Consider the following 20,986-nt stretch of genomic DNA (forward strand, 5'->3'; position numbering starts at 1 on the left):
TCGGTCAGCTCCAGGAGTAGAGGCGGTGGAAGTTCTCGATGCGGTCGAGCACCAGCAGCCCGGCTCCGTCGGCGAGTTCGCCGTACAGGTCCGCGTAGGGCTTGGTGTCGACGTCCAGGTCCCGCACGCCGAACGCGCGGTCGCCGCCGAGTTCGGTGACGGCGTCGTACTCCTCCATGGTCAGTGCCCGCCGGGCGTCGAGCGCGGCGCCGATCCGCATCCGCCCGGCGACGTCCGCGGCCTCCTCCCCGAGGACGCCGCTGAAGAACTCCGAGCCGCACCCGGAACCGTAGGAGAACAGCCCGATGCGGCAGGGGGTTTCCGGGTCGCCGTGGTCCAGGAGGGAGCACAGGGCGAGGTACAGCGAGGCGGAGAAGAGATTTCCGACCCGGGAGCCGTAGTGGAGCGTGGGGGCGACCCGGAGCGTGAAGTCCTCGGCCGCCTCGCGGGGTCCCAGGCCCTTGTGGGTGCGCAGCAGTTTCCGGTGAGCACCCTTGACCATGCCGGCGAACGGGGTGTGCAGCACCAGGTGCTGGAAGCTGTCGACGACGTCGGCGCCGGCCACCCGCTCTCGGTAGGCGGCGAAGCTGCGCTCCAGGCAGGTCAGGTACGACAGCAGGGACACGTCGGAGTCGACGTAGTCCAGGTCCGGGCGGGGCCTCAGGGTGTCCATCACCTCGAAGGTGTGCAGACCGCTGGCGCCCGGGTCCAGTTCCAGGACCCGCGGATCGCGGCCGACGAGGAGGGCGACCGCGCCGGCGCCCTCCGAGGGTTCCCAGTAGGTGCCGCGGGCCGCCGCGCTCGGCGCGTCGGCGGCGATCACCAGTGCCTTGGCGGTCTCGACGGGTGAGGCGCCGATGATGCCGGCGGCTGTCTGGAGGGCCGCCGTGCCGCCGTAGCAGGCGTGTTTGACCTCGAAGGAGCGGCAGCGGGGGCTGAGGCCGAGGTGGTGGTGGATGTACGTGGAGAGGGGTTTTCCCAGGTCGAGTCCCGATTCGGTGCCGACGACGAGGAGTTCGACGGCGTCGCGTTCCTCGGTGGTGAGCCGGTCCAGGAGGGGCTTCGCCGCGTTGACGGCGTTGGTGACCGCGTCCTCGCAGGGCAGGTTGACCGACTTCTGCCGCATCATGAGGTTGTCGAACCGGCTCATGTCCAGGCCCCGGCCGCGGAAGAGTTCCGCCACATCGAAACAGGCGCGTGCCACGTAGGCGTTGATCGCTTCGATGCCGACGGCCATGGTCGCTCCCGCGGTCGGGGGCCGCCACCGGGCCCCGGCTCTCCCGGTTGTAACCGGCACGGGCCTCGCGGATCTGCTCACTTTTGCACGGCGGGGCCGGTTGCGTGCGCCGCAGGCTCGACAATCGCCGCGGAAGGCCCGACGGCCGTGCACGGGAAGCGGGGAGGCGCCATGGCCGAGGAGACGCCGCCGCCCCGCGTCGCCCTGCACCACCCGGTCACCGGCGCTCCCCTCGCGCATGTCTGGGCCGTCGCACCGGACGCCCACGGCGACCGCGCCCTGCTCTCGGCGCAGGAGCGGCGGCGTTCGGCGGCCTTCCGCCGGGTCGCGGACCGCCGCCTGTACGTCGCGGCCCGCACTCTGCTGCGGACCGCGCTCAGCCGGTGCGTGCCCGAGGTGCGGCCCGCCGAATGGCGTTTGACGACGGGGCCGCACGGCCGTCCCGAGCTCGCCGGGCCACCCACCGTGCCCCGGTTGCGCTTCAGCGTCGCCCACGCCCCCGGACTCGCGGTCTGCCTGGTCTGTCCCGAGCTGGACTGCGGCGTCGACGTGGAGGTCACCGACCGCCCGGTGGACCCCGTGCGGGTGGCCCGCGCGATGTTCCACCCCCGGGAGGCCGCCCGGGTCCTCGCGGCCCCGCCCGGCGAGCGCGGCGGCGTGTTCCTGCGGCACTGGACGCTGAAGGAGGCGTACGGCAAGGCGCGCGGCCTGGGCTTCCTGCTGCCCCCGGACTCCTACGCCGTCACGCCGGACGCCCCCGGCGGGCCCCGGCTGACCGCGGCCGACGACGACGGCCCGCGGTGGCAGTTCGCCCAGTGGTCCCGGGGCGACCGGCATCTGCTCGCGGTGGCCGTACGGCGGGGCCACGGACCGGACGTGACGGTGGTGCGGCACCTCGGCCCGCCGTGACCAGGGTCAGGGCACCGACTGCCCCACGGTCTCGCTCAGGTCCCGGCGCAGGTCGGAGTGGAGCGGCTCGGGCAGCCCGGCCAGGTAGAAGTGGTCGCCCTCGTACACGCGCAGGCGGAACGGACCGTCGCTGGTGGTCTCCCACAGGCGCAGTTCCAGCGGCGTGACCTCCGGGTCGTGGTCGCCGGTGAACCCGGACAGCGGGCAGGTCAGCCGGGGACCGGGCAGTGGCCGGTAGCTCTCGTTGAGGTGGAAGTCGGCGCGCAGCGCGGGCAGGAACATCCGCATCAGGTCGCGCTGGCGCATCACCTCCCGCGGAGTGCCCCCCAGCTCGGCGACGACCCGCAGGAAGTCGTCGTCGGCGAGCCCCGCGTACGGCGGCCGGCGTGCCGCCAGGTGCGGGGCGCGCCGCCCCGAGACCAGCAGCCGGCGCGGGGCACGCACCGGGTCGTCCTGGAAGCGGCGGGCGACCTCGTAGGCGATGGCCGCGCCGGTGCTGTGGCCGAACAGCGCGTACGGCCGGTCCAGGTGGGGAGCGAGGCCGGTGCAGAGCGGCCCGATGAGATCCTCCATGCTGCGGAAGGCGGGCTCGGCGACGCGGGTCTCGCGGCCGGGCAGGATCACCGGGCACACCTCGATCTCCGGCAGCAGCTTCTCCCGCCACGGCTGGAAGAAGCCGCCGCCCCCGCCGGCGTGGGCGAAGCAGAACAGGCGCAGCGGCGCGTCCGTTCCGGCGCTACCGTTCTTCAGCCAGGTACCGGTCACCGCTGTCCTTTCGTTCGGCCGGGTCCGGGGCGGGCGCGCCCGGTCCTCGGTGGGTGCCGTCGGCGGACCTGAGCACGGCGTGGCCGTACGCGCCGGTCGCCGAGACGGCGTTGACGAGCGCGCGCAGCGGCGCGCCCGGCGCGACCGGCGTCCAGGGCCGGGCGGTGTCGGCGACGGTGAGCCGGGCCCAGTCGGGCAGTTCGGTGCGCCGGGGCGCCGGGACGGTCGGGGCGAGGGTGCGCTCACGCAGTTGCAGGAGGACCTTGGTCAGCTGGGACAGCCCGGAGGCCGCCTCCAGGTGTCCGATGGACGGCTTCACGGTGCCGACGAGCAGGTTCCCGTCCGTGCCGGGCGGGCGCAACGCGCTGAGCAGGGCATCCAATTCGGCCGCGTCGGCCAGCAGGGCGCCGGAGGCGGCGCACTCGGCGTACCCGATGTCGGCGCCGTCGAGGCCGTGCCGGCGCAGCATGCGGGCGAGGGAGCGGGCGAGCGGTTCGGCGGCGGGCATCCCGAAGGGGCCCGGCCGTCCGGCCGCACCGGTGCCGGTCGCCTCGACGACCGCGTGCAGGACGTCCCGGCGCTCCACGGCGTCCCGCAGCGGACGCAGCAGCAGGGCGCCCGCGCCCTCGCCGGGCGACCAGCCGGTGTCCTCGGCTCCGAAGGCACCGGCGGACGGCCGGGCCGCCGCAAGGCCGAGGTCGCGCAGCAGCGCCAGGTGGTAGGGGTGGGCGACGACGTTGACGCCCGTCACCAGCGCCGCGTCGCACTCCCCCTGGCGCAGGCTGGTCACGGCCAGGTGCAGCGCGGTCAGCGAGGAGGAGCAGGCGGTGTCCACCGCTACGGCGGGGCCCTCGAACCCGAGGCAGTGCGCGATCCGCGCCGGGAGGTCCGAGGCGGCGGCCGCCTGGCGGGCCGGTGCGCCCTCCCGCCACCGGGTCTCGCCCGTCTGCCGGTGGTCGTGCCACATCGTCGCCGTGAACACCCCGACCCGCTCACCGTCGCGGCTGAGACTGCCGGGTGTGTGGCCGGCGTCCTCCAGGCACTGCCACACCACGGGTAGCAGCAGCCGCAGTTGGGGGTCCAGCCCCTCGGCCTCCTGGGGTGAGACACGGAACAGCCGGCCGTCGAATCCGTCGTCGCCGCGCAGGTAGCCGCCGTGCGGCCAGGTCGCGGCCGGGTCCGGCGCGGTGCCGGTGGCGGCGGCGAAGGCGGCCAGCCGTTCGGCGGGCAGCGGGCCGAGGCAGCGGCGTCCGGAGCGCAGGTTGTCCCAGAACTGCTCCAGGCCGTCCGCTCCGGGGTAGCGCCCGGCGGTGCCGATCACGGCCATGTCCGCCGGGGCCGGCGGCGCGGCCGGTCCCGCGTCGGCCGCCCGCAGCTCGCGGACCGGCCGGACATCCTTACTGGACTCGCGGGGCAGCGGTCCGGCGAGGAAGGCGTGCAGCAGCCGCTGGCCGGGATGGAGCCGCAGGGTGTCACGGACGCGGTCGAAGGCGAGGCTTCCGACGGCGCACAGGCCGACGCCGCTCTCCCGCTGCCCGCTCATCAGCAACTGCCCCATGTACCCGGCCTCGACGGCCAGGTAGAGCTGCGACTCCTCGCCGTACAGCGGCTCGATGCCGCGCGGTTCGGAGACCAGGTACACCTCGAACGCCGCGCGGTCGAAGACGGGCCGGTTGTAGGCGAAGTGGACGGTGCGGTCGATGCCGGGGCCGGTGCCGACGCGTTGCAGGACGTGGTCGTCGGGGCGGTGGTAGTAGACGCCGCCCGGGACGCCCTCGACGGCGCCCGGCTTGACGTGCAGATAGGTCTGCACGGCGTAGGTGTCGCCCGCGGAGGCGTACAGGCGGCGTGGGCCGTCACCGGCGGGCCGCGAGCGCAGGGCGGCCAGGAAGCGGAGGAAGGCGTCGTGTGCCAGCGGGCCGTCGGCGAAGTCCCGGTGGGTGGCGCGTTCGCGGTACCGGTCGGCGGGCGGGAGCGGGCCGTCGAGCACGAGGAGGGGTTCGTCGTCGGAGCGCTGCCGCAGGTGCCAGGCGCCCGACTTGAAGCGGTCGCGGTCCTCGGCCGAGAAGAACTCCACGGAGTCCGGCGCCGGGGGACGGTCCTGCGCGGACCGCTCCTCCCGCGCGGGCTCCGCGGACTCCGCGGACTCCGCGGGCGCCGTCGCCGGATCGCCACCCGCGAGGTGGCGGGCCATCCCGGCGACCGTCGGCTCCGCCAGCAGGGCCGATACGGGCACACGGCGGCCGTACCGGGACCGCAGGGCCGAGGACAGCTGGGCCAGGGTGAAGGAGGTGGCGCCCTGGTCCCACAGGTCCAGCGTGGCGTCCAGTTCGGGCACGCCGATCAGGTCGGCCAGCAACGCGCCGATCTCCTCGGCCAGTTCACCGGCGGACGGGAACGGGGTGCCGGTTCCGGTGGCGGGGCGCCGTGCGGGAGCCGGTGGCTCCGGCTCGCCGGACACGGACGGCCCGTCGGACTCGGACGGCCCGTCGGGCAGCGGCCACGGCAGGGCGTCCCGGTCCAGCTTGCCGTTGTCCGTCGCGGGGAAGGACGGCAGGAACGCCACGAAGTTCGGGACCATGTAGTCGGGCAGGGTCCGGGCCGCGTGAGCGCGCAGCTCGGACACGGAGGGCCGGGCGGTGCCCGGTTCGGCGATCAGGTACGCGACCACGCGCCGGTCCCCGCTGCCGTCGGGCCGGGCCACCACCACCGCGTCGTGCACGGCGGGGTGGGCGCACAACCGGTGCTCGATCTCGCCGAGTTCGACCCGGAAGCCGCGGATCTTCACCTGGTGGTCGCGTCGTCCCAGGAACACCAGGACGCCGTCGTCGCGGTAGGCCGCCCGGTCCCCGGTGGCGTACATGCGGGAGTCCGGATCCTTCCCGAAGGGCTCGGGGACGAACCGCTCCCGGGTCAGTTCGGGCTGTCCGTGGTAGCCGAGGCTGAGGCAGTCGCCCGCGATGTAGAGGTCACCCTCCTCGCCGACGGGGCAGGGCTCCATGTGCCCGTCGAGTACGTAGTAGCGGGCGTTGTCGATGGGCCTGCCGTACGGGATGCTGCGCCACTCGGGGTCGACGTCCGCGACGGGGTACCAGTTGGACCAGACGGTGGCCTCGGTGGCGCCGCCGAGACCGATCACCCGGGCCCCGGTGAACACCTCGCGCACGTCGTCGGGGAGGGACAGCGGGATCCAGTCGCCGCTGAGGAAGACCAGGCGGAGGTCGGCGGTGCCGGGGCGTCCGCGGTGTTCGGCCAGGTGCGGGGCGAGCCGGGCCAGGGTGGTGGGCGCGGAGTTCCAGAAGGTGACCGGCTCGCGCAGCAGGGCGTCGACGAGCAGTTCGGGGTCGCGCTGCTCGGCCTCGTCGGCAATGTAGAGGCCGCCGCCGTACGCGAGGAGTCCGAGGATGTCGAAGACGGACAGGTCGAAGCCGAGGGAGGTGACACACAGCCCGGTGTCGCCCGGACCGAAGTCGAAGGTGCGCCGGCACCAGTCGAGGAGGTTGTGCAGGGAGCGGTGCGCCACCACCACGCACTTCGGGCGCCCGGTGCTGCCGGAGGTGAACAGCCGGTAGGCGACCGAGTCCGGGCCGGTGACGGGCGCGGGGTCGCCCGGGTCGGGCAGGTCCGCCCCGGTGGCCCCGGGCGCGTCCAGGTCGAGGACGTCCGTGCCGTCCGGCACCTGCCAGCCGGGGCCGCCCGCCGTGACCAGCAGGTGCCGGGTGCCGGTGTCCTGGAGCATGCCGTGCGCCCGGTCGCGGGGCAGTGAGGGGTCCACGGGGACGTAGGCGCCGCCCGCCTTCAGGACGGCGAACACGGACACGGCCATCGCCGGGCCGCGCCGCACACAGATGCCCACGGAGGTGCCGTCCCCGACGCCCGCTCGCCGCAGCCGGTGCGCGAGGAGGTTGGCCCGGCGGTTCAGTTCGCCGTACGTCATGGTGCCCTCGCGCCAGCGCAGCGCGACCGCGTCGGGGCGGCTGCGGGCCTGCTGTTCGAAGAGCAGGTGGACCGGGCCGTCGGCCGGGTAGGGGCGGGCGGTGTCGTTGAAGCCGTACAGGAGGCGGTGGCGCTCGGCGTCGGCCGGGGTAGCGCCGGTCTCCGTCGCCAGCGCGGTGAGCAGGTCGGCGTACCGCTCGAACGCCTCGTCCAGCACGCCGTCCTCGAACCGCTCGTCCAGCGCGTCCCACGCCAGGTGCAGCGCCGTTCCGTCGTCGACCGTCACGCAGTCGAGGGCGACGTCGGTGGTGGCCGTGCCCGCGGGACCGGGGCGCACGCCGGCCGGCAGGGGGCGGTCCGAGACGTCGAGGACGGTCGTGAAGACCACGGGATGCGCGAAGTCCGCGTCCCTGCGGCGCCGTACGACGAGGGAGCGCATCTCGGCGAGACCGGCGCCGCCGCCCCGTTCCAGGTCCTGGGCCAGCTGCCGGCAGTAGGCGCGGGCGAGGGTCGCCGGGTCGGTGCCGGGCTCCGGGGAGCGGACCCAGGTCAGTTCGGTGAACTCGGCGGGGCGCTGCGCGTCGGAGCCGGTGAAGCAGACCACGGGCAGCGCGAACGGCTTGTCCTGGAGGGCCGCGAGTGCGGTGCAGTAGGCGGCCAGCAGCGTGGCGTCGAGGCTCACCGAGTGCCGGTCCGCCCATGCCACGAGGGCCGTGCGGTGGGTGAGCAGGCGCTCGCGTCGCCGGGGGCGCGAGGGGGTCCGCGTGTCCCGCGGCTCCGGCCCGGCCGGCAGGCCGGCGAGCCGGTCCCGCCAGTGGGCGCGGGCCTCCTCGGTCACCGGCCGGGACGCGCGGGGCAGCCTGGTCGGGACGGGCGGGGCACCGAGGGGGTCGGCGTACCGGCGCAGCAGGTCGCGGGCGAGCAGCACGATGCTGCGGGCGTCCCCGACGAGCAGGTCGGCCGACAGATGCACGGTGGCGGGTCGTCCGGGCGCACGGACGACCCTGAGGTCGGTGTGGGCTCCCCGGCCGAGCCCGAACGGCCGGTGGGTCATGTCGGCGCGTACGGCACGGTCGACGGCGTCGGCGTCCGCGCCTTCGGGGACGTCCAGGACCGGGATCCACGCGTCGGCCGGAGCCGTGGAGAGCACGCCGAGCGTGCCGTCGGCGCCGGTGCGCAGGCGCAGTGCCTCGTGTGCGGTGACGAGTTCCTGCCAGGCGCCGCGCAGCCGTGCGAGGTCCAGGTCGTCGACGTGGAAGCTCTGGTGGTACTGGCAGCCGCGGCCGGTGTGGCCGTCGAGCCGCGCCACCAGGTACGCCTGCTGGAGTTCCCGGGCGGGCAGCGGGGTGTCGGGCGCCGGTTCGCACAGGCCTTGCAGCAGCCGGCAGAAGCGGCCGAACAGGGCGTCGGGCGCGCCCGGCGGGAAGAGGCCGTCGGCGGTGTCCCAGCGGAAGTCCAGGCCGTCGTCGCGCTCCCGCATCTGGTGGTCGAGGGCGATGCCGGAGGTCTGGCCCACGGCGTACCGCTCGTGGTCGCTCATGCTGCCCCGCCGGGCACCGTCGAGGCCCAGGTCGAGCAGGCTGGTGAAGACCACCGGCAGTGCCGGTGCCCGGGTGCCCTGGGCGCGCAGTTCGCGCAGCACCTCGACGCTGCCGACGTTCGCGTGGGACAGCGCCTCCCACACCCGTTGGTGGAGGGCGCGCGCGGCCTCGTCCGGGTCGGGTGGCCGGCCGTCGACGACGAGCAGGCAGCCGGAGGTGTAGGGGCCGACGAGCTGCTCGGCGGCGGACGGCAGCCGGGGCCGGTCGGTGGTGGTCAGGACGAGGGTGAACGGTTCGTCCGAACCGGCCGGTGTCAGGGCTTCGGCGAAGGCGGTCAGCACCAGCGAGGTGGGTGAGACACGCAGCCCGGCGGCCCGCGCGCGCAGGCCCGCCCACTGGGCCGGGGTCAGTCGCCCGCGGCGTGGGGTGCGCGGGTGGCCGTTGAGGCCGGGCGGCGGCTCGGGGGGTTCGGCGAGCAGTACGGACGGACCGCCGGGCAGGCCCTTGTGCCGTTCGGCGGCCCGGGTCAGGGCGGCGCGGTGGGCGGCGGAGCCCCGGTGGCGGGCGAGCGCGTCCAGGGTGTCGCGGAGGCTGAACGGCGCCTCGGGCAGGGGGTGTTCCTCGGACGTGTAGGCGTGCCACCAGTGGTGCAGCAGCAGGTCGGTGCCGTGCGCGTCGGTGACCGTGCCGTCGAGGCTGAGATGGATCACGGCGCGTCCGGCGGGCTCCCGGCAGATCTCGACCTGGAACGGCGGCCAGTGGCCCGGCGGGTAGCGGTGGTGGGACAGCCTGCGGCGTACGGCGCTCGCCTCGGCCTCCAGGGCGTCGGCGTCCGCCGTCTCGTGGACGACGGGTTCGGGCACCCGGGCGCTCTCCCGGACGTGCTGGTTGCGGCCGACGCCGGTGAGCCGGAGGGCGTCGAAGTGTTCCACGAGCCGCCGCCAGGCCCGGGCCAGCCGGTCGGTGTCCAGCCCGTCGAGGGCGAACTCGTGGTAGTGGTGACAGCCGAAGGCGTCCGGGTCGAGTTCCGGATACTTGCCGACGACGTACGCCTCCTGCATGGGGGTCGCCGGGACGGGTTCGTGGCGGGACGCGGGCTCGGCCACCACGTCCACGCGACCGGTGGCGCCGTCGCCGTCCCAGCGGTCCTCGGCGTCGGCGTGCTCGGCGCGGTCGATCCGGTGGGCGAGGTCGCGCGGGGTGCGGCACTCCAGGAGGAGGGAGAGCGGCACTTCGGTGCCGAACTCGGTCTCGATCTCCAGCATCAGGCGGACCGCGGCGAGCGAGGTGAGTCCGGCGTCGGCCAGGTCGGTGTCGGGGTCGAGCGGCCCGGTCCGCGTGACCAGGGGCTCCAGGATGCGGAGCAGTCGCTCACAGGTGGTGCCGGCGGTCACCTCGGCGGATGACACGGGGACGGGCTCCGCGGACTTCAACGTTCCCCCTCGTCTCGTCGGTCGGTCTCAGCGGTGCCGCTTCACCACTGCCAGCGGCCCAGCACCGGGTACGGCGGCTGGAGCATGGGGTGGTCGTCCTCCTGCGAGGCCTTGGTGGTGAAGCCGGCGGCCTTCTCGAGGTTGCCGGTGAACGCCTTGCGGAAGCGGTCGTCGTCGGGCAGCCCGACGTCGTCGGCGGCCCTGAGCAGCAGGGCGACGAACCGGTCGCTCTGCTCGGGGGTGATCCGCATGCCGGCGTGGGCCCGCAACAGCGCGATGAAGCCGCCGAGTTCGTCGGTGTAGCGGGCGGGGCCGCCGAGCATCTCGGCGAGGAACGCGGTGAGATGGTCGGCGTGGTACGGCGATCCGGCACGGAACAGGTCGCCCAGCAGCGGGTCCTCCAGCACCAGGTGGTGGAAGTGCTCCGCCAGCCGCCGCAGCGCCGCTTCCCCGCCGACGTGCTCGTACATCGTCGTCATGCGTCCGCCTTTCGGTGTGTCGCTCGACCAGCGGGGACGGTACGCCGGGGCGCTCCGGGTCGGCTGCTCAACTTTGTGCACGGCCCGGCGGGAGGATCGGCCGTGGCCGGGTGTTCCGGTGGGGTTGTTGACCCGCCCCCGGGGGTGGGATTTCATGGCGTCCATGTCTGAGGGAGCGCGGAAGTCGCCTGATCCGGTCCTGTCCTTCGCCACGCAGGAGGAGTGGGAGAAGTGGCTGGAGGAGCACCACGAGGACACCACGGGGGTGTGGTTCCGGATCCCGAAGAACGGCTCCGGGGTCGACGGCGTCGACTACGCCCACGCGCTGGAGTCCGCCCTGTGCTACGGCTGGATCGACGGGCAGAAGAAGAAGCAGGACGAGCAGTACTGGCTGCAGCGCTTCACCCCTCGCCGGTCCGCCAGCAAGTGGTCGAAGGTGAACCGGGAGAAGGCCACCGAGCTGATCAAGGCCGGCCGGATGCGGCCCGCAGGGCAGCGCGAGGTGGACCGGGCCAAGAAGGACGGCCGCTGGGAGGCGGCGTACGCGTCGCAGAGCAAGGCGACGGTGCCCGACGACCTCCAGGCCGCCCTGGACGCGGCGCCAGCGGCGCGCGACTTCTTCGCCACCCTGGACAGCCGCAACCGGTTCGCGATCCTGCACCGGGTCGAGGACGCCAAGAAGGCGGAGACGAGGGCGGCCCGCATCGAGAAGTTCGTCGCCATGCTGGCGGAGGGGAAGAAGCTGTACTGAGGCCCCGGGGCAACCGGGCGGCAGACGGGTGCCGCCCGGCCCGCCCCCTCAGGCAGCCTCGTCCCCCGCGTCCGTGAGCGGTGTCACCGCTCACCCGCGAGGTCGAGATCCCCCTTGCTGGTCCCGGCCACCGCCCCGGCGGCCCGCGGGCGGCGCCACGGGTGGGCGATCGGCGCCGACACCCCGCGCCACCACGCCTCGACCGGCAGCTCCCCCGCCGGCTCGAACGGCTCCCCCGGCCGCGGGAACGCCACCGCCTGCCCCGCCTCCTCGGCCGCGTCCCGCGTCCACTCCCCCGGCTCCGCCCACGCGTGCGGCGCCAGGTTGAAGGTGCCCCAGTGGATCGGCAGCAGCGCGCCGTGCGGCCGGCCGCCCTGGAGGTCCAGGTGGGCGCGGACGCCCTCCTCGGGGGTCATGTGGATGTCCGGCCAGAACTCCGCGTACGCCCCGAGCTGGATCATCGTGGCGTCGAACGGGCCGTGCGCGGCGCCGATGTCGCGGAAACCGTCGAAGTAACCGGTGTCACCGCTGTGGTACACGCGGTGCTCGTCACCGGCGACGACCCAGGACGCCCAGAGGGTGTGCTGGGTGTTGCGCAGCCCGCGTCCGCAGAAGTGCCGGGCCGGGGTGGCGGTGAGGGTGAGGCCGCCGACGCGCGTCGACTCGTGCCAGTCCAGCTCGCGCAGCCGGTCGGGGGAGACTCCCCAGTGTTCGAGGTGGCCGCCGACCCCGAGCGGTACGGCGAAGACGGTGTCCGTGCCGGCCAGCGCCTTGATCGTCGGCATGTCCAGGTGGTCGTAGTGGTCGTGGGAGATGACCACGACGTCGACCGGGCCGAGGGCGGCGAGCGGCAGCGGCGCCGGGTGCAGGCGCTTGGGGCCGGCGAAGGGGAACGGGGAGCAGCGCTCGCCCCACACCGGGTCGAAGAGCACGCGTTGGCCGTCGATCTCGGCGAGCACGCTGGAGTGGCCCATCCAGGTCAGCCGGAGTCCGGTGGCGGGCGGCCGGGCGAGGTCGGCCAGGGTGGTGGCGTGCACCGGGACCGGTCCCTGCGGGGACCGGCGCAGCCGTGCCTCCTTGTTGAAGTAGATCTTGGCGAATTCGGCGGCCGATCCGGAGGGCCGGGTCCGGGCGGTGCCCCCGGGGTTCTGGAAGACGCCGTCGCGGAAGTGCGGCGATCTGCGGATGCGCGCCATGCGCTCACCGCTCGGGTCCACGCCGAAGGCCGCGGGCCGCGGCACGCTGAGCCCGGGACTCGGGGAACGGAAAGCGGCCACGGTACCTCCAGGTGGAGTGGTTCAGGCTCTCATTGTGGTCTTCTCGTCCTACGTCACCTCGAACGACGGACGGCACATCCGTGTTCCCCCGGCACACGGCGGCCGGGAAGGGCGTCACCGCACGTCCGGGCGCCTGTATAGGGTGACGTGCGTGGGGAGAGTCCGGTTGAGCGTGGCGGAGCGGCGCGAGGAGTTGCTGGGCGCCGCCATCGAGCAGATATCGGCGCGGGGCGTGGCGGCGTTGCGGATCGCCGACGTGGCCGCGGCGCTCGGCGTCAGCAACGCCCTGGTGCTCTACCACTTCGCCACGAAGGAGCGGCTGGTCGCCGCCGCGTTCACCCGCGCCGCCGAGGACGATCTCGCCCATCTGCGGGGGCTGCTGGCCCGTCGCACGTCGGCGCTGCGCCGTCTGCGGGCGGCCGTGCGGTGGTATGCGCCGACCGGTCCGGCCAAGGGCTGGCGGCTGTGGATCGAGGGCTGGGCGGCGGCGCCGCGCGAGCCCGCGCTGCGGGAGGTCACCCGCGAGCTGGACCGCCAGTGGAAGGCGGCGATCGCCGGGGTCATCGCCGAGGGCGTGGCCGCCGGTGAGTTCTCCTGCCCCGAGCCGGACGCCGCGGCCCTGCGGCTGACGGCGCTGCTGGACGGGCTGGCGGTGCAGCTCACCTCGTACACGGGCACCGTGTCACGGGCCCGGGCGCAGGAGTGGGTGGACGAGGCCCTGGCCCGGGAACTGGGCCTGGACCGGGCGGCCTTGACCCCCGCCCGCCGCTAGGAACCGCCGGCACGCCGCCCCGGCGAGTCGTGTCACGCACCTCGCTCCGTCCCGCCCGTCCGGCGACGCCGTCAGGCCACCGCGGCGATCCGCGTCTTGATGTCGTCCGGCGACAGGGTCCCCTTGGCGGTCACGTGGTCGCCCGACGACTCGCCGCGCAGCCGGCGCCCGATCCACGGCACCAGGTACTCGCGCGCCCAGTGCACGTCGTCGCGCCGGACGTCGAGCGTGCCGCGGGGCGGCAGCGGCGGCCACGGCTGGTCCGGGTCGGCCGGGACGCGCAGGCCGAGGGCCTGCCCCGCGCGCAGTGCCACGCGGGTGTGGCCCTCCGGCGACAGATGCAGCCGGTCGGCGTCCCACGCCCTGCGGTCCTGGACGCTGCGGAGCGACCACAGGTCGAGCACCGGGCAGCCGTAGCGGTCGGCGATGGCGCGGACGTGCCCGTTGTACGTGGCGATCTTGCCCCGCAGGTGCTTGAGGACGGGCACCCCGCGGGTGTCGAACCCGGTGGTCACCAGCACGGTGCCGGCCGCGGCGGTCAGCGCGGCCACCGCCAGTTCGAACCGCTCGGCGACCTCGTCGGGATCGGTGCCGGGCCGGATGATGTCGTTGCCGCCGGCCGCGAACGAGACCAGGTCCGGCGCGAGTGCGACGACCCGCGGGACCTGTTCCGCCACGATCTGGTCGAGGAGCCTGCCGCGCACGGCGAGGTTCGTGTACGTGAAGTCGCCCTCGGGGCGCCGGTCCGCGAGCAGTACGGCGAGTCGGTCGGCCCAGCCGACGAACGCCCCGTCGGGGCCGGGATCACCCACGCCCTCGGTGAAGCTGTCCCCCACCGCCACGTACGACCCGATCACTGCTCTGCTGTCACTCTTCGAATCGTCTGCCACATCGGCCCATGATTCACCCTGGAATGTGACCTACGCGACCGTAGGAAGGGGTTGACGGTCGGTGAGAAAGGCCACGCCTAAAGTGTTCGTCAATTCCGGAATACATCCGAGTATCGGGGGCCGGATACACCGAAGGCCGGACCCGGGGATCGGGGTCCGGCCTTCGGGGCGCGGCGGCCGCGCGGAACCGGTCGTCAGACGGAGACGCCGTGCGAGCGCAGGAACGCGATCGGGTCGATGTCCGAGCCGTAGTCCGGCGTGGTGCGGATCTCGAAGTGCAGGTGCGGGCCGGTCACGTTGCCGGTGGCACCCGAGAGGCCGACCTGCTGGCCCGCCGTCACCGACTGACCGGCGGAGACGGAGAGCGAGGAGAGGTGGGCGTACTGGGCGTAGTGGCCGTCGGCGAGCTGGATGACGACCTGGTTGCCGTACGCGCCGCCCCAGCCGGCGGAGACGACGGTGCCCGCGCCGACGGCCTTCAGCGAGGTGCCGGTCGGGACGACGAAGTCGGTGCCGGTGTGGTAGCCGCTGGACCACATGCTGCCGGACTGGTGGTACGGGGTACCGACGGTGCCGCCCTGGACGGGGGAGGTGTAGCCGCTGGTGGTGCCCGCGGACTGGGTGCCGGTGTTCGAGGAGTCCGAGGAGGAGGCCTTCTCGGCGACCGTCGACTTCTGGGCCGGCTTCTCGGCGGCGGGCTTCTCGGCGGACTTCTGCGCGGGCTTGTGCGACTGCGCGGAGGACGGCGCCGACGACTTGGCGGCCTGGCCGCCGATCGAGAGCTTCAGACCGGGGTGGATCAGCGACGGGTCGGAACCGACGGCCTCGCGGTTGTCCGCGTAGAGCTTCTTCCAGCCACCGTCGACGTGCTGCTCGTCGGCGATCTTCGAAAGGTAGTCACCGCTCTTCACGGTGTACGTCCGGGAATCCGAGTTCTTCTCGGCGCCGCTCGCGGCGGCCTTCTTGGCCGACGTGGGAACGGACTGCACGGCCTGCTCGGAAACGGAGTGCGCGGGGGCGGCGTTGGCGACGGCGGCACCCATCAGCGGGAGCGCGAGCGCGGCGCCACCGGTTCCGGCGACGGCGATGGTGCGGGTCAGGCGCATGGCCCTGGTACGGCGGTGCTTACCCTTCGCGGGCATGGCGAATTCCTCTCCGGCGCCTGCGAGGTGAGCTGTCGGGTGCGGGCTGGAGATGCCCGGCCGCGTCGGAACGCGGCTTTACCCCAAGCCGTTCCGGGAACCGGAACAGGCAGTTCTACCTGTGGGTCCCCCGCTCCTGCCGTGTACGGGTGGTCGATGAGTGCGGGCTCCGGTCGGCGGCAGGATTAGGCGTCCGTCCGGATCGGTGGTGAACGTAAGGGACCGGGACGCACACGGACAAGCGAGGGGTTCCCGCGACCGGTGTTCCGATTGATCCTTTACGGGAATAACCGGTAACCCTGTGTCGATTTCCATCCCGGCGCTTTTCCCGAACACCCCGGAAAACCAATCGAATTACGTGAACATGACGGGCCACGCACGGTCACGGATATGACGCTGCTCACGCACCACGCATTCACCCTCCGCCATTTCAGGTCCAGTTGTCATCAAGGCGCCAATTCGGACAGAAGACCCTTATCAGCCTGCAATACTCTTCGGAGTACGATTTCGCGCACAGGGGATGCCGTATCGTCGAGTGGTGCCCGCCGGCGAGCAGCGGCGGCGGGGCGGAGTGGGAGGAGCCCCCGTGACGCAGCAGGTCCCGTCGACCGAACCCGAGCTGACCGGTGTGCGCAACTTCCGGGACGTGGGCGGACTGCCGACCGTGGACGGGCGGCGGGTGCGGCAGGGGGTGCTGTTCCGCAGCGGCCACCTGGCGCACGCCACCGGGGAGGACGCCGCGTTCCTGGCCTCGCTGGGCCTGCACACGATCTTCGACTTCCGCAACGCGGCCGACCAGAAGCTCGAGGGCCCGGACGTCGAGCTGCCGGGCGTGCGCAATGTGAACCTGCCGCTGAGCGATCCGGCCGACGGCGCCGAGTTCTGGAAGATGGTCCGCGACGGAGACCTCGACCAGCTGCGCGAGATCCTCGCCGACGGCAAGGGCGCCGACCGGATGATCGGCTCCTACCGCTCGATCGTCACGGAGCGCACGGCGGAGCACTCCCGGATCCTGCACGCGCTCGCCGAGGACAGCGTCCCGGCACTGATGCACTGCGCGGCCGGAAAGGACCGTGCGGGGCTGTCCGTCGCCGTCACCCTGCTCGCCCTGGGCGTGGAGCGCGAGGCCGTCGTCGAGGACTACCTGAAGTCGAACGCCGCGCACCGCCGCTACAAGGTGCGCCGCAGCTCCACCGCGGCCTCGGCCTACTCCCCCGAGGTCATGGAGCTGCTCAGCCCCCTGTTCGACGCGCGCGCCGAGTACCTGGCGGCGGCCTTCGAGACCATCGAGGAGACGTGGGGCGGCGTCGACGCGTACCTGGAGAAGGGGCTGCGGCTCACTCCGCGGACGCGGGAGCGGCTGCGCGAGCGGATGCTGGACTGAGCCCGGGGGCGCCCGCTCGCGGACGGCGCTACTTGGCGCCCACCTCGAACAGCAGGTAGAGGAAGCCGCCGAAGACGTGCCCCAGGGCGATGTAGACGAGCAGTCGCACCCACAGGGCGCGCGGGAACTTGTCCTCCATGGTGCTCATGGCATCTCTCCAGGGTTCGGGCCGGGCGCCGGGCCGAGGCACAGCGCGGCTGTCGGGCTCCGCAGCAGGGTGTGGACGAAGAGCAGCTCGACCCCGTCGGGGTCCTGCGCGGCGATCCGGTGCGGGGTCATCGAGTCGAAGTGGGCACTGTCCCCCGCGGTGAGCCGGTGCTCGGTGTCCCCGAGGCGCAGCCGCAACCGGCCCCGCAGGACGTGGAGCCACTCCTCGCCCGGGTGCACGCGCACGACGTCGCCCTGGGAGCCGTACGGCACCTGGACGCGCAGGGCGTGCATGGCGCGGCCCGGCGCTCCGGCCCGGTAGTACGTCCAGCCGCCCGCGCTCGTGGGTTCCATGTCGGCGGCGCGCACGACGGCGTCCCGGTCGGCGGCGGTCTCGCCCAGCAGCTCGGCGACGGTCGTACCGTAGACACGGGCGAGGGAGAGCAGCATCGGGAGTGAAGGCTGGCGCTGACCGGTCTCCAGGCGGGACAGGTGGGCGGGCGACAGTCCCGCGGCGCGGGCCGCGGCCTCCAGGGTGAGGGCGGCCCGCCGCCGCAGCTCGCGCAGCTGGGGTGCGACGGTGGCGACCGGCCCCTCGGCGGGGCCGGTCTCGGAGGAGCTCATGCCTCCATTCAGCCCGAGCTTTGCCCTTGAGGCAAATTACTTGCCTCTGAGGCAAAAGATCCTCAGCGGTTGGCCACCGCCTGCTTGACCAGGGTCTTGCCGAAGTCCCACATCAGGCCGCCGCCGTTGTGCGCGTCCTCCATCACCTCGGTGAAGGCGTCGATGAACCGGTCGGCGTCGGCGGTGTCGATGATCAGCGGCGGGATCAGCTTGATCACCTCCAGGTGGTCGCCGGACACCTGGGTCAGGATCCGGTGCCGCTGCAGCAGCGGCACGACCACCATCTGCGCGAACAGCCCCTTGCGCGCGGCCTGCAGCATCGTCCAGCGGCTGCGCAGCTTCAGGGACCTTGGCCGGCCGAACTCGATGCCGATCATCAGCCCGCGGCCCCGGACGTCGGCGAGCAGTTCGTAGCGGTCCACCAGCGCCGCCAGCCGGGACTTCAGCCGCTCCCCCACCGCGGCGGCGTTCGCCACGATCTCCTCGTTCTCCATCACCGACAGCACCGCGAGCCCGGCGGCCATGGCCTGCGCGTTGGACCCGAAGCTCGCCGAGTGGACCTGCACGCGGTCCATCGAGGAGTACACCTTCTGGAAGATCCAGTCCTTGCCCAGGGTGGCTCCCACCGGCACGTACCCGCCGGACAGCGCCTTGGCGACGCAGACCAGGTCGGGTTCCACGCCGTCCTCGTGCTGGTAGGCGTAGAACTTGCCGGTCCGGCCGAGGCCCGTCTGCACCTCGTCGGCGATCAGCAGCGCCTTGTGCCGGTGCAGCAGCTCCTGCGCGGCGAGGAGGTAGCCGGGCGGGGCCTCGTGCACGCCCTTGCCCTGGACCGGCTCCACGATCAGGGCGGCGACGTCGCCCCTCTTCAGCTCGCGGGCCAGGGCCTCCAGGTCGCCGAGCGGGACGGCGGTGTCGGGCAGCAGGGGTGCGAACCCCTTGCGGAAGCCGTCCTCGCCGTTGACGGACAGCGAGCCGGTGGTCAGTCCGTGGAAGGCGTGCGTGCAGTACAGGATCCGCTGTCTGCCGGTCGCGTAGCGGGCGAACTTCAGGGCGGTCTCGACGGCCTCGGTGCCGCTGTTGCCGAAGAAGACGCGGTCCAGGTGCGGGCTGTAGGAGAGCAGCTTCTCGGCCAGCAGCCCGGGCAGCGGCGGGCAGTCGAAGCGGGTCAGGTCGGCGAGCGAGGCATCGAGGACGTCGTGCAGCGCCTTGCGGACGACGGGGTGGTGACGTCCCAGGCCCATGACCGCGAACCCGGCGAGCATGTCCAGGTAGTCGTTGCCGTCCGCGTCCCAGAAGTGCGCGCCCTCGGCCCGCTCGTAGACCTTGTCGAAGCCGATGGTGTGCAGCATGCGCGGCAGCTGGTGGTTGAGGTGCTTGGCGTGCAGCTCGTACCGCTCGGCCCCGCGCTCGGCCAAGAGCGCGGCGAGGTCGAACTCCTTGGTCATTCAGTTCTCTCCTTGCGCTGGCATGACGATCCGTCCGTCGCCGGACTGTTCCACCACCGGTTTCGCCGTCCGGTCCGCCGCCTGGTCACCGGCCGGTCCGGCGAGGGCCAGGCTCGCGGCGATCCGGCCGGCGACGTCGACCGGGGTGAGGCCGATGTCCGCGAGGACCTCGGCGCGCTTGGCGTGCCCGAGGAACTGCTCGGGGATGCCGAAGCGGCGCACCGGGACGTCGACCTCGGCGTCGCCGAGCGCCAGCGCCACCGCGGAACCGACCCCCGCGGCACGGCTGTTGTCCTCCACCACGGCCACCAGCCGGTGCCCGGCCGCGAGGGGCGCGAGGGCCGGGTCGACGGGCTTGACCCAGCGGGGGTCGACCACGGTGCAGCCGACGCCGCGGGCCTCCAGCAGCTCGGCGGCCCCGAGGCAGACGGGCGCCATCACGCCGACGGACACGAGCAGCACCTCGGGCCGGTCCGCGGCGTGCAGGACGTCCAGGCCGCCGATCCGGTCCACGGCGGGTACGGCGGGGCCGACGGACTCCTTCGGGAAGCGCAGCAGCGTCGGCGCGTCGTCCACGGCGACCGCCTCGCGCAGCTGGGCGCGCAGCTGGCCGGCGTCGCGCGGCGCGGCGATGCGCAGCCCGGGGACGACCTGGAGGACGGACATGTCCCACATGCCGTTGTGCGAAGCCCCGTCGACACCGGTGACGCCCGCCCGGTCCAGGACGAAGGTGACGCCGCAGCGGTGCAGCGCCACGTCCATCAGGAGCTGGTCGAAGGCGCGGTTGAGGAAGGTGGCGTAGACGGCGACGACGGGGTGCAGTCCGCCGGTCGCGAGACCGGCGGCGGACACGGCGGCGTGCTGCTCGGCGATGCCGACGTCCCAGACCCGGTCGGGGAAGCGCGCGGCGAACGGCGCGAGGCCGACCGGGTGCAGCATGGCCGCGGTGATCGCCACCACGTCCTCGCGTTCCTCGCCGATCCGCACGATCTCCTCGCCGAACACCGAGGTCCAGGAAGGCCCGCCCGAGGGGCTCAGCGGCTCGCAGGTGAGCGGGTCCATCACGCCGACGGTGTGGAAGTGGTCCTCCTCGTCGCGCAGGGCGGGTTCGTAGCCGCGGCCCTTCTCGGTGAGGCAGTGCACCAGTACCGGGCCGTGGAAGCGTTTGGCGCGGCGCAGTGCCGACTCCACGGCGCCGATGTCGTGCCCGTCGATCGGGCCGAGGTACTTCAGCCCGAGGTCCTCGAAAAGGCCCTGCGGCGCGAAGGCGTCCTTGAAGCCCTTCTTGGCGCCGTGCAGGGCCTCGTAGACGGTGTTGCCGACCACGGGGGTGCGCTGGAGCACGTCCTTGCCCCAGGCCAGGGCCCGCTCGTAGCCGTCGGTGGTGCGCAGGGTGGCCAGGTGGTTGGCGAGGCCGCCGATGGTCGGGGCGTACGAGCGTTCGTTGTCGTTGACGACGATGATCAGCGGCCGGTCCCGGGCCGCCGCGATGTTGTTCAGCGCCTCCCAGGCCATGCCGCCGGTGAGCGCGCCGTCGCCGATCACGGCGACGACGTGGCTCCGCTCCCCGCGCACCTGGCGGGCCTTGGCGAGGCCGTCCGCCCAGCCGAGGACGGTGGAGGCATGGCTGTTCTCGATGACGTCGTGCTCGGACTCCTCGCGCGAGGGGTAGCCGGACAGGCCGCCCTTGCTCCGCAGCTTGGAGAAGTCCTGACGGCCGGTCAGCAGCTTGTGTACGTAGCTCTGGTGGCCGGTGTCCCACAGGATGCGGTCGTCCGGCGACTCGAAGACCCGGTGCAGGGCGACGGTGAGTTCCACCACGCCGAGGTTGGGTCCGAGGTGACCGCCGGTGCGGGCGACCGCGTGCACCAGGAAGTCACGTATCTCTTCTGACAGTTCACCGAGTTCCGCCTCGGACAGCGCCTTCAGGTCGCGTGGTCCCCGGATGTTCTCCAGAATCGTCACGCTCGGGCCCCCTTCGGTCCGCGTTTCAGCTCACGGTGACGGCCGGCTCCCCCGACGCGCCGTCCTTCTCCATCTGCTCGGCGATCCTCATCGCCTCCTCGATCAGGGTCTCCACGATCTTCGACTCGGGAACGGTCTTGATGACCTCGCCCTTGACGAAGATCTGCCCCTTTCCGTTGCCGGAGGCCACACCGAGGTCGGCCTCGCGGGCCTCGCCGGGGCCGTTGACCACGCAGCCCATGACGGCGACGCGGAGCGGGACCTCCATGCCTTCGAGACCGGCCGT

Annotated in this window: 15 protein-coding genes, 1 pseudogene and 1 riboswitch; of the genes and pseudogenes, 4 read left to right on the forward strand and 12 right to left on the reverse strand. The window is 73.3% G+C overall.

Annotated elements, in window-relative coordinates:
• Positions 1-4: 4 nt before the first annotated feature.
• Positions 5-1,237: a hydroxymethylglutaryl-CoA synthase family protein gene (locus ACZ6IM_RS27785; RefSeq protein WP_052842002.1), complete on the reverse strand. Its 1,233-nt coding sequence runs from the start codon at positions 1,235-1,237 to the stop codon at positions 5-7.
• A gap of 171 nt (positions 1,238-1,408) precedes the next feature.
• On the opposite strand from ACZ6IM_RS27785, the gene ACZ6IM_RS27790 reads away from it, so the two are divergent.
• A complete protein-coding gene (locus ACZ6IM_RS27790) occupies positions 1,409-2,146 on the forward strand; it encodes a 4'-phosphopantetheinyl transferase family protein (RefSeq protein WP_469560005.1) in 738 nt (245 codons plus the stop codon).
• 6 nt (positions 2,147-2,152) lie between these two features.
• Here the strand turns inward: ACZ6IM_RS27790 and ACZ6IM_RS27795 are convergent, their stop codons facing one another.
• The 3 genes from ACZ6IM_RS27795 to ACZ6IM_RS27805 all read right to left on the reverse strand — a co-directional run bounded on the left by ACZ6IM_RS27795 (position 2,153) and on the right by ACZ6IM_RS27805 (position 10,300).
• Positions 2,153-2,911: a thioesterase II family protein gene (locus ACZ6IM_RS27795; protein ID WP_469560008.1), complete on the reverse strand. Its 759-nt coding sequence runs from the start codon at positions 2,909-2,911 to the stop codon at positions 2,153-2,155.
• The gene (locus ACZ6IM_RS27800; RefSeq protein ID WP_469560010.1) at positions 2,883-9,797 is read right to left on the reverse strand and encodes an amino acid adenylation domain-containing protein; all 6,915 of its coding nucleotides are present in this window, start codon (positions 9,795-9,797) and stop codon (positions 2,883-2,885) included. Before ACZ6IM_RS27800 ends, ACZ6IM_RS27795 begins: the two co-directional genes overlap by 29 nt.
• Positions 9,798-9,862: 65 nt before the next feature.
• Entirely contained in the window at positions 9,863-10,300 is a 438-nt protein-coding gene (locus tag ACZ6IM_RS27805; RefSeq protein WP_052842005.1) for a group II truncated hemoglobin, read from the reverse strand.
• 154 nt (positions 10,301-10,454) lie between these two features.
• On the opposite strand from ACZ6IM_RS27805, the gene ACZ6IM_RS27810 reads away from it, so the two are divergent.
• Complete coding sequence (locus ACZ6IM_RS27810) at positions 10,455-11,051, forward strand: YdeI/OmpD-associated family protein (protein ID WP_469560014.1); 597 nt, start codon at positions 10,455-10,457, stop codon at positions 11,049-11,051.
• An 83-nt stretch (positions 11,052-11,134) separates the two neighbouring features.
• On the opposite strand, the gene ACZ6IM_RS27815 is transcribed toward ACZ6IM_RS27810, so the two are convergent.
• A complete protein-coding gene (locus ACZ6IM_RS27815) occupies positions 11,135-12,328 on the reverse strand; it encodes an MBL fold metallo-hydrolase (protein ID WP_052842006.1) in 1,194 nt (397 codons plus the stop codon).
• A gap of 151 nt (positions 12,329-12,479) precedes the next feature.
• On the opposite strand from ACZ6IM_RS27815, the gene ACZ6IM_RS27820 reads away from it, so the two are divergent.
• Positions 12,480-13,100 carry a TetR/AcrR family transcriptional regulator gene (locus tag ACZ6IM_RS27820; protein ID WP_052842007.1) on the forward strand — a complete coding sequence of 207 codons (621 nt, stop codon included), beginning with the start codon at positions 12,480-12,482 and terminating at the stop codon, positions 13,098-13,100.
• A 71-nt stretch (positions 13,101-13,171) separates the two neighbouring features.
• On the opposite strand, the gene ACZ6IM_RS27825 is transcribed toward ACZ6IM_RS27820, so the two are convergent.
• Positions 13,172-13,957 (reverse strand): SGNH/GDSL hydrolase family protein, encoded by a 786-nt coding sequence (locus tag ACZ6IM_RS27825; protein ID WP_052842008.1) that lies wholly within the window; start codon positions 13,955-13,957, stop codon positions 13,172-13,174.
• A 227-nt stretch (positions 13,958-14,184) separates the two neighbouring features.
• A complete protein-coding gene (locus ACZ6IM_RS27830; protein ID WP_469560019.1) occupies positions 14,185-15,132 on the reverse strand; it encodes a M23 family metallopeptidase in 948 nt (315 codons plus the stop codon).
• 2 nt (positions 15,133-15,134) lie between these two features.
• Positions 15,135-15,294: riboswitch (cyclic di-AMP (ydaO/yuaA leader) on the reverse strand.
• A 424-nt stretch (positions 15,295-15,718) separates the two neighbouring features.
• Here ACZ6IM_RS27830 and ACZ6IM_RS27835 point away from each other — a divergent pair.
• Positions 15,719-16,516: a tyrosine-protein phosphatase gene (locus ACZ6IM_RS27835; protein WP_052842010.1), complete on the forward strand. Its 798-nt coding sequence runs from the start codon at positions 15,719-15,721 to the stop codon at positions 16,514-16,516.
• Between the two features lie 28 nt (positions 16,517-16,544).
• Here ACZ6IM_RS27835 and ACZ6IM_RS27840 read toward each other — a convergent pair whose 3' ends face one another.
• The 5 genes and pseudogenes from ACZ6IM_RS27840 to ACZ6IM_RS27860 all read right to left on the reverse strand — a co-directional run.
• A complete protein-coding gene (locus ACZ6IM_RS27840; protein ID WP_052842011.1) occupies positions 16,545-16,664 on the reverse strand; it encodes a DUF6126 family protein in 120 nt (39 codons plus the stop codon).
• Positions 16,661-17,287, reverse strand: a complete 627-nt coding sequence (locus ACZ6IM_RS27845; protein WP_469560024.1) for a helix-turn-helix domain-containing protein — start codon at positions 17,285-17,287, stop codon at positions 16,661-16,663. Before ACZ6IM_RS27845 ends, ACZ6IM_RS27840 begins: the two co-directional genes overlap by 4 nt.
• Before the next feature lie 62 nt (positions 17,288-17,349).
• Positions 17,350-18,735 carry an aspartate aminotransferase family protein gene (locus ACZ6IM_RS27850; RefSeq protein ID WP_052842013.1) on the reverse strand — a complete coding sequence of 462 codons (1,386 nt, stop codon included), beginning with the start codon at positions 18,733-18,735 and terminating at the stop codon, positions 17,350-17,352.
• On the reverse strand, positions 18,736-20,700 hold the full coding sequence (gene dxs / locus ACZ6IM_RS27855) for a 1-deoxy-D-xylulose-5-phosphate synthase (protein ID WP_469560027.1): 1,965 nt from the start codon (positions 20,698-20,700) through the stop codon (positions 18,736-18,738).
• 25 nt (positions 20,701-20,725) lie between these two features.
• Positions 20,726-20,986: pseudogene (locus tag ACZ6IM_RS27860) on the reverse strand (flavodoxin-dependent (E)-4-hydroxy-3-methylbut-2-enyl-diphosphate synthase); the annotation flags it as partial.

It is taken from the genome of Streptomyces sp. NPDC042336, from assembly GCF_055581985.1.

What these genes read in the sequence shown, in the direction of transcription:
- ACZ6IM_RS27840 (WP_052842011.1), bottom strand. Translation starts at nt 16,664, where the DNA reads ATGAGCACCATGGAGGACAAGTTCCCGCGCGCCCTGTGGGTGCGACTG.
- ACZ6IM_RS27830 (WP_469560019.1), bottom strand. Translation starts at nt 15,132, where the DNA reads ATGCCCGCGAAGGGTAAGCACCGCCGTACCAGGGCCATGCGCCTGACC.
- ACZ6IM_RS27790 (WP_469560005.1), top strand. Translation starts at nt 1,409, where the DNA reads ATGGCCGAGGAGACGCCGCCGCCCCGCGTCGCCCTGCACCACCCGGTC.
- ACZ6IM_RS27785 (WP_052842002.1), bottom strand. Translation starts at nt 1,237, where the DNA reads ATGGCCGTCGGCATCGAAGCGATCAACGCCTACGTGGCACGCGCCTGT.
- ACZ6IM_RS27845 (WP_469560024.1), bottom strand. Translation starts at nt 17,287, where the DNA reads ATGAGCTCCTCCGAGACCGGCCCCGCCGAGGGGCCGGTCGCCACCGTC.
- ACZ6IM_RS27810 (WP_469560014.1), top strand. Translation starts at nt 10,455, where the DNA reads ATGGCGTCCATGTCTGAGGGAGCGCGGAAGTCGCCTGATCCGGTCCTG.
- ACZ6IM_RS27805 (WP_052842005.1), bottom strand. Translation starts at nt 10,300, where the DNA reads ATGACGACGATGTACGAGCACGTCGGCGGGGAAGCGGCGCTGCGGCGG.
- ACZ6IM_RS27850 (WP_052842013.1), bottom strand. Translation starts at nt 18,735, where the DNA reads ATGACCAAGGAGTTCGACCTCGCCGCGCTCTTGGCCGAGCGCGGGGCC.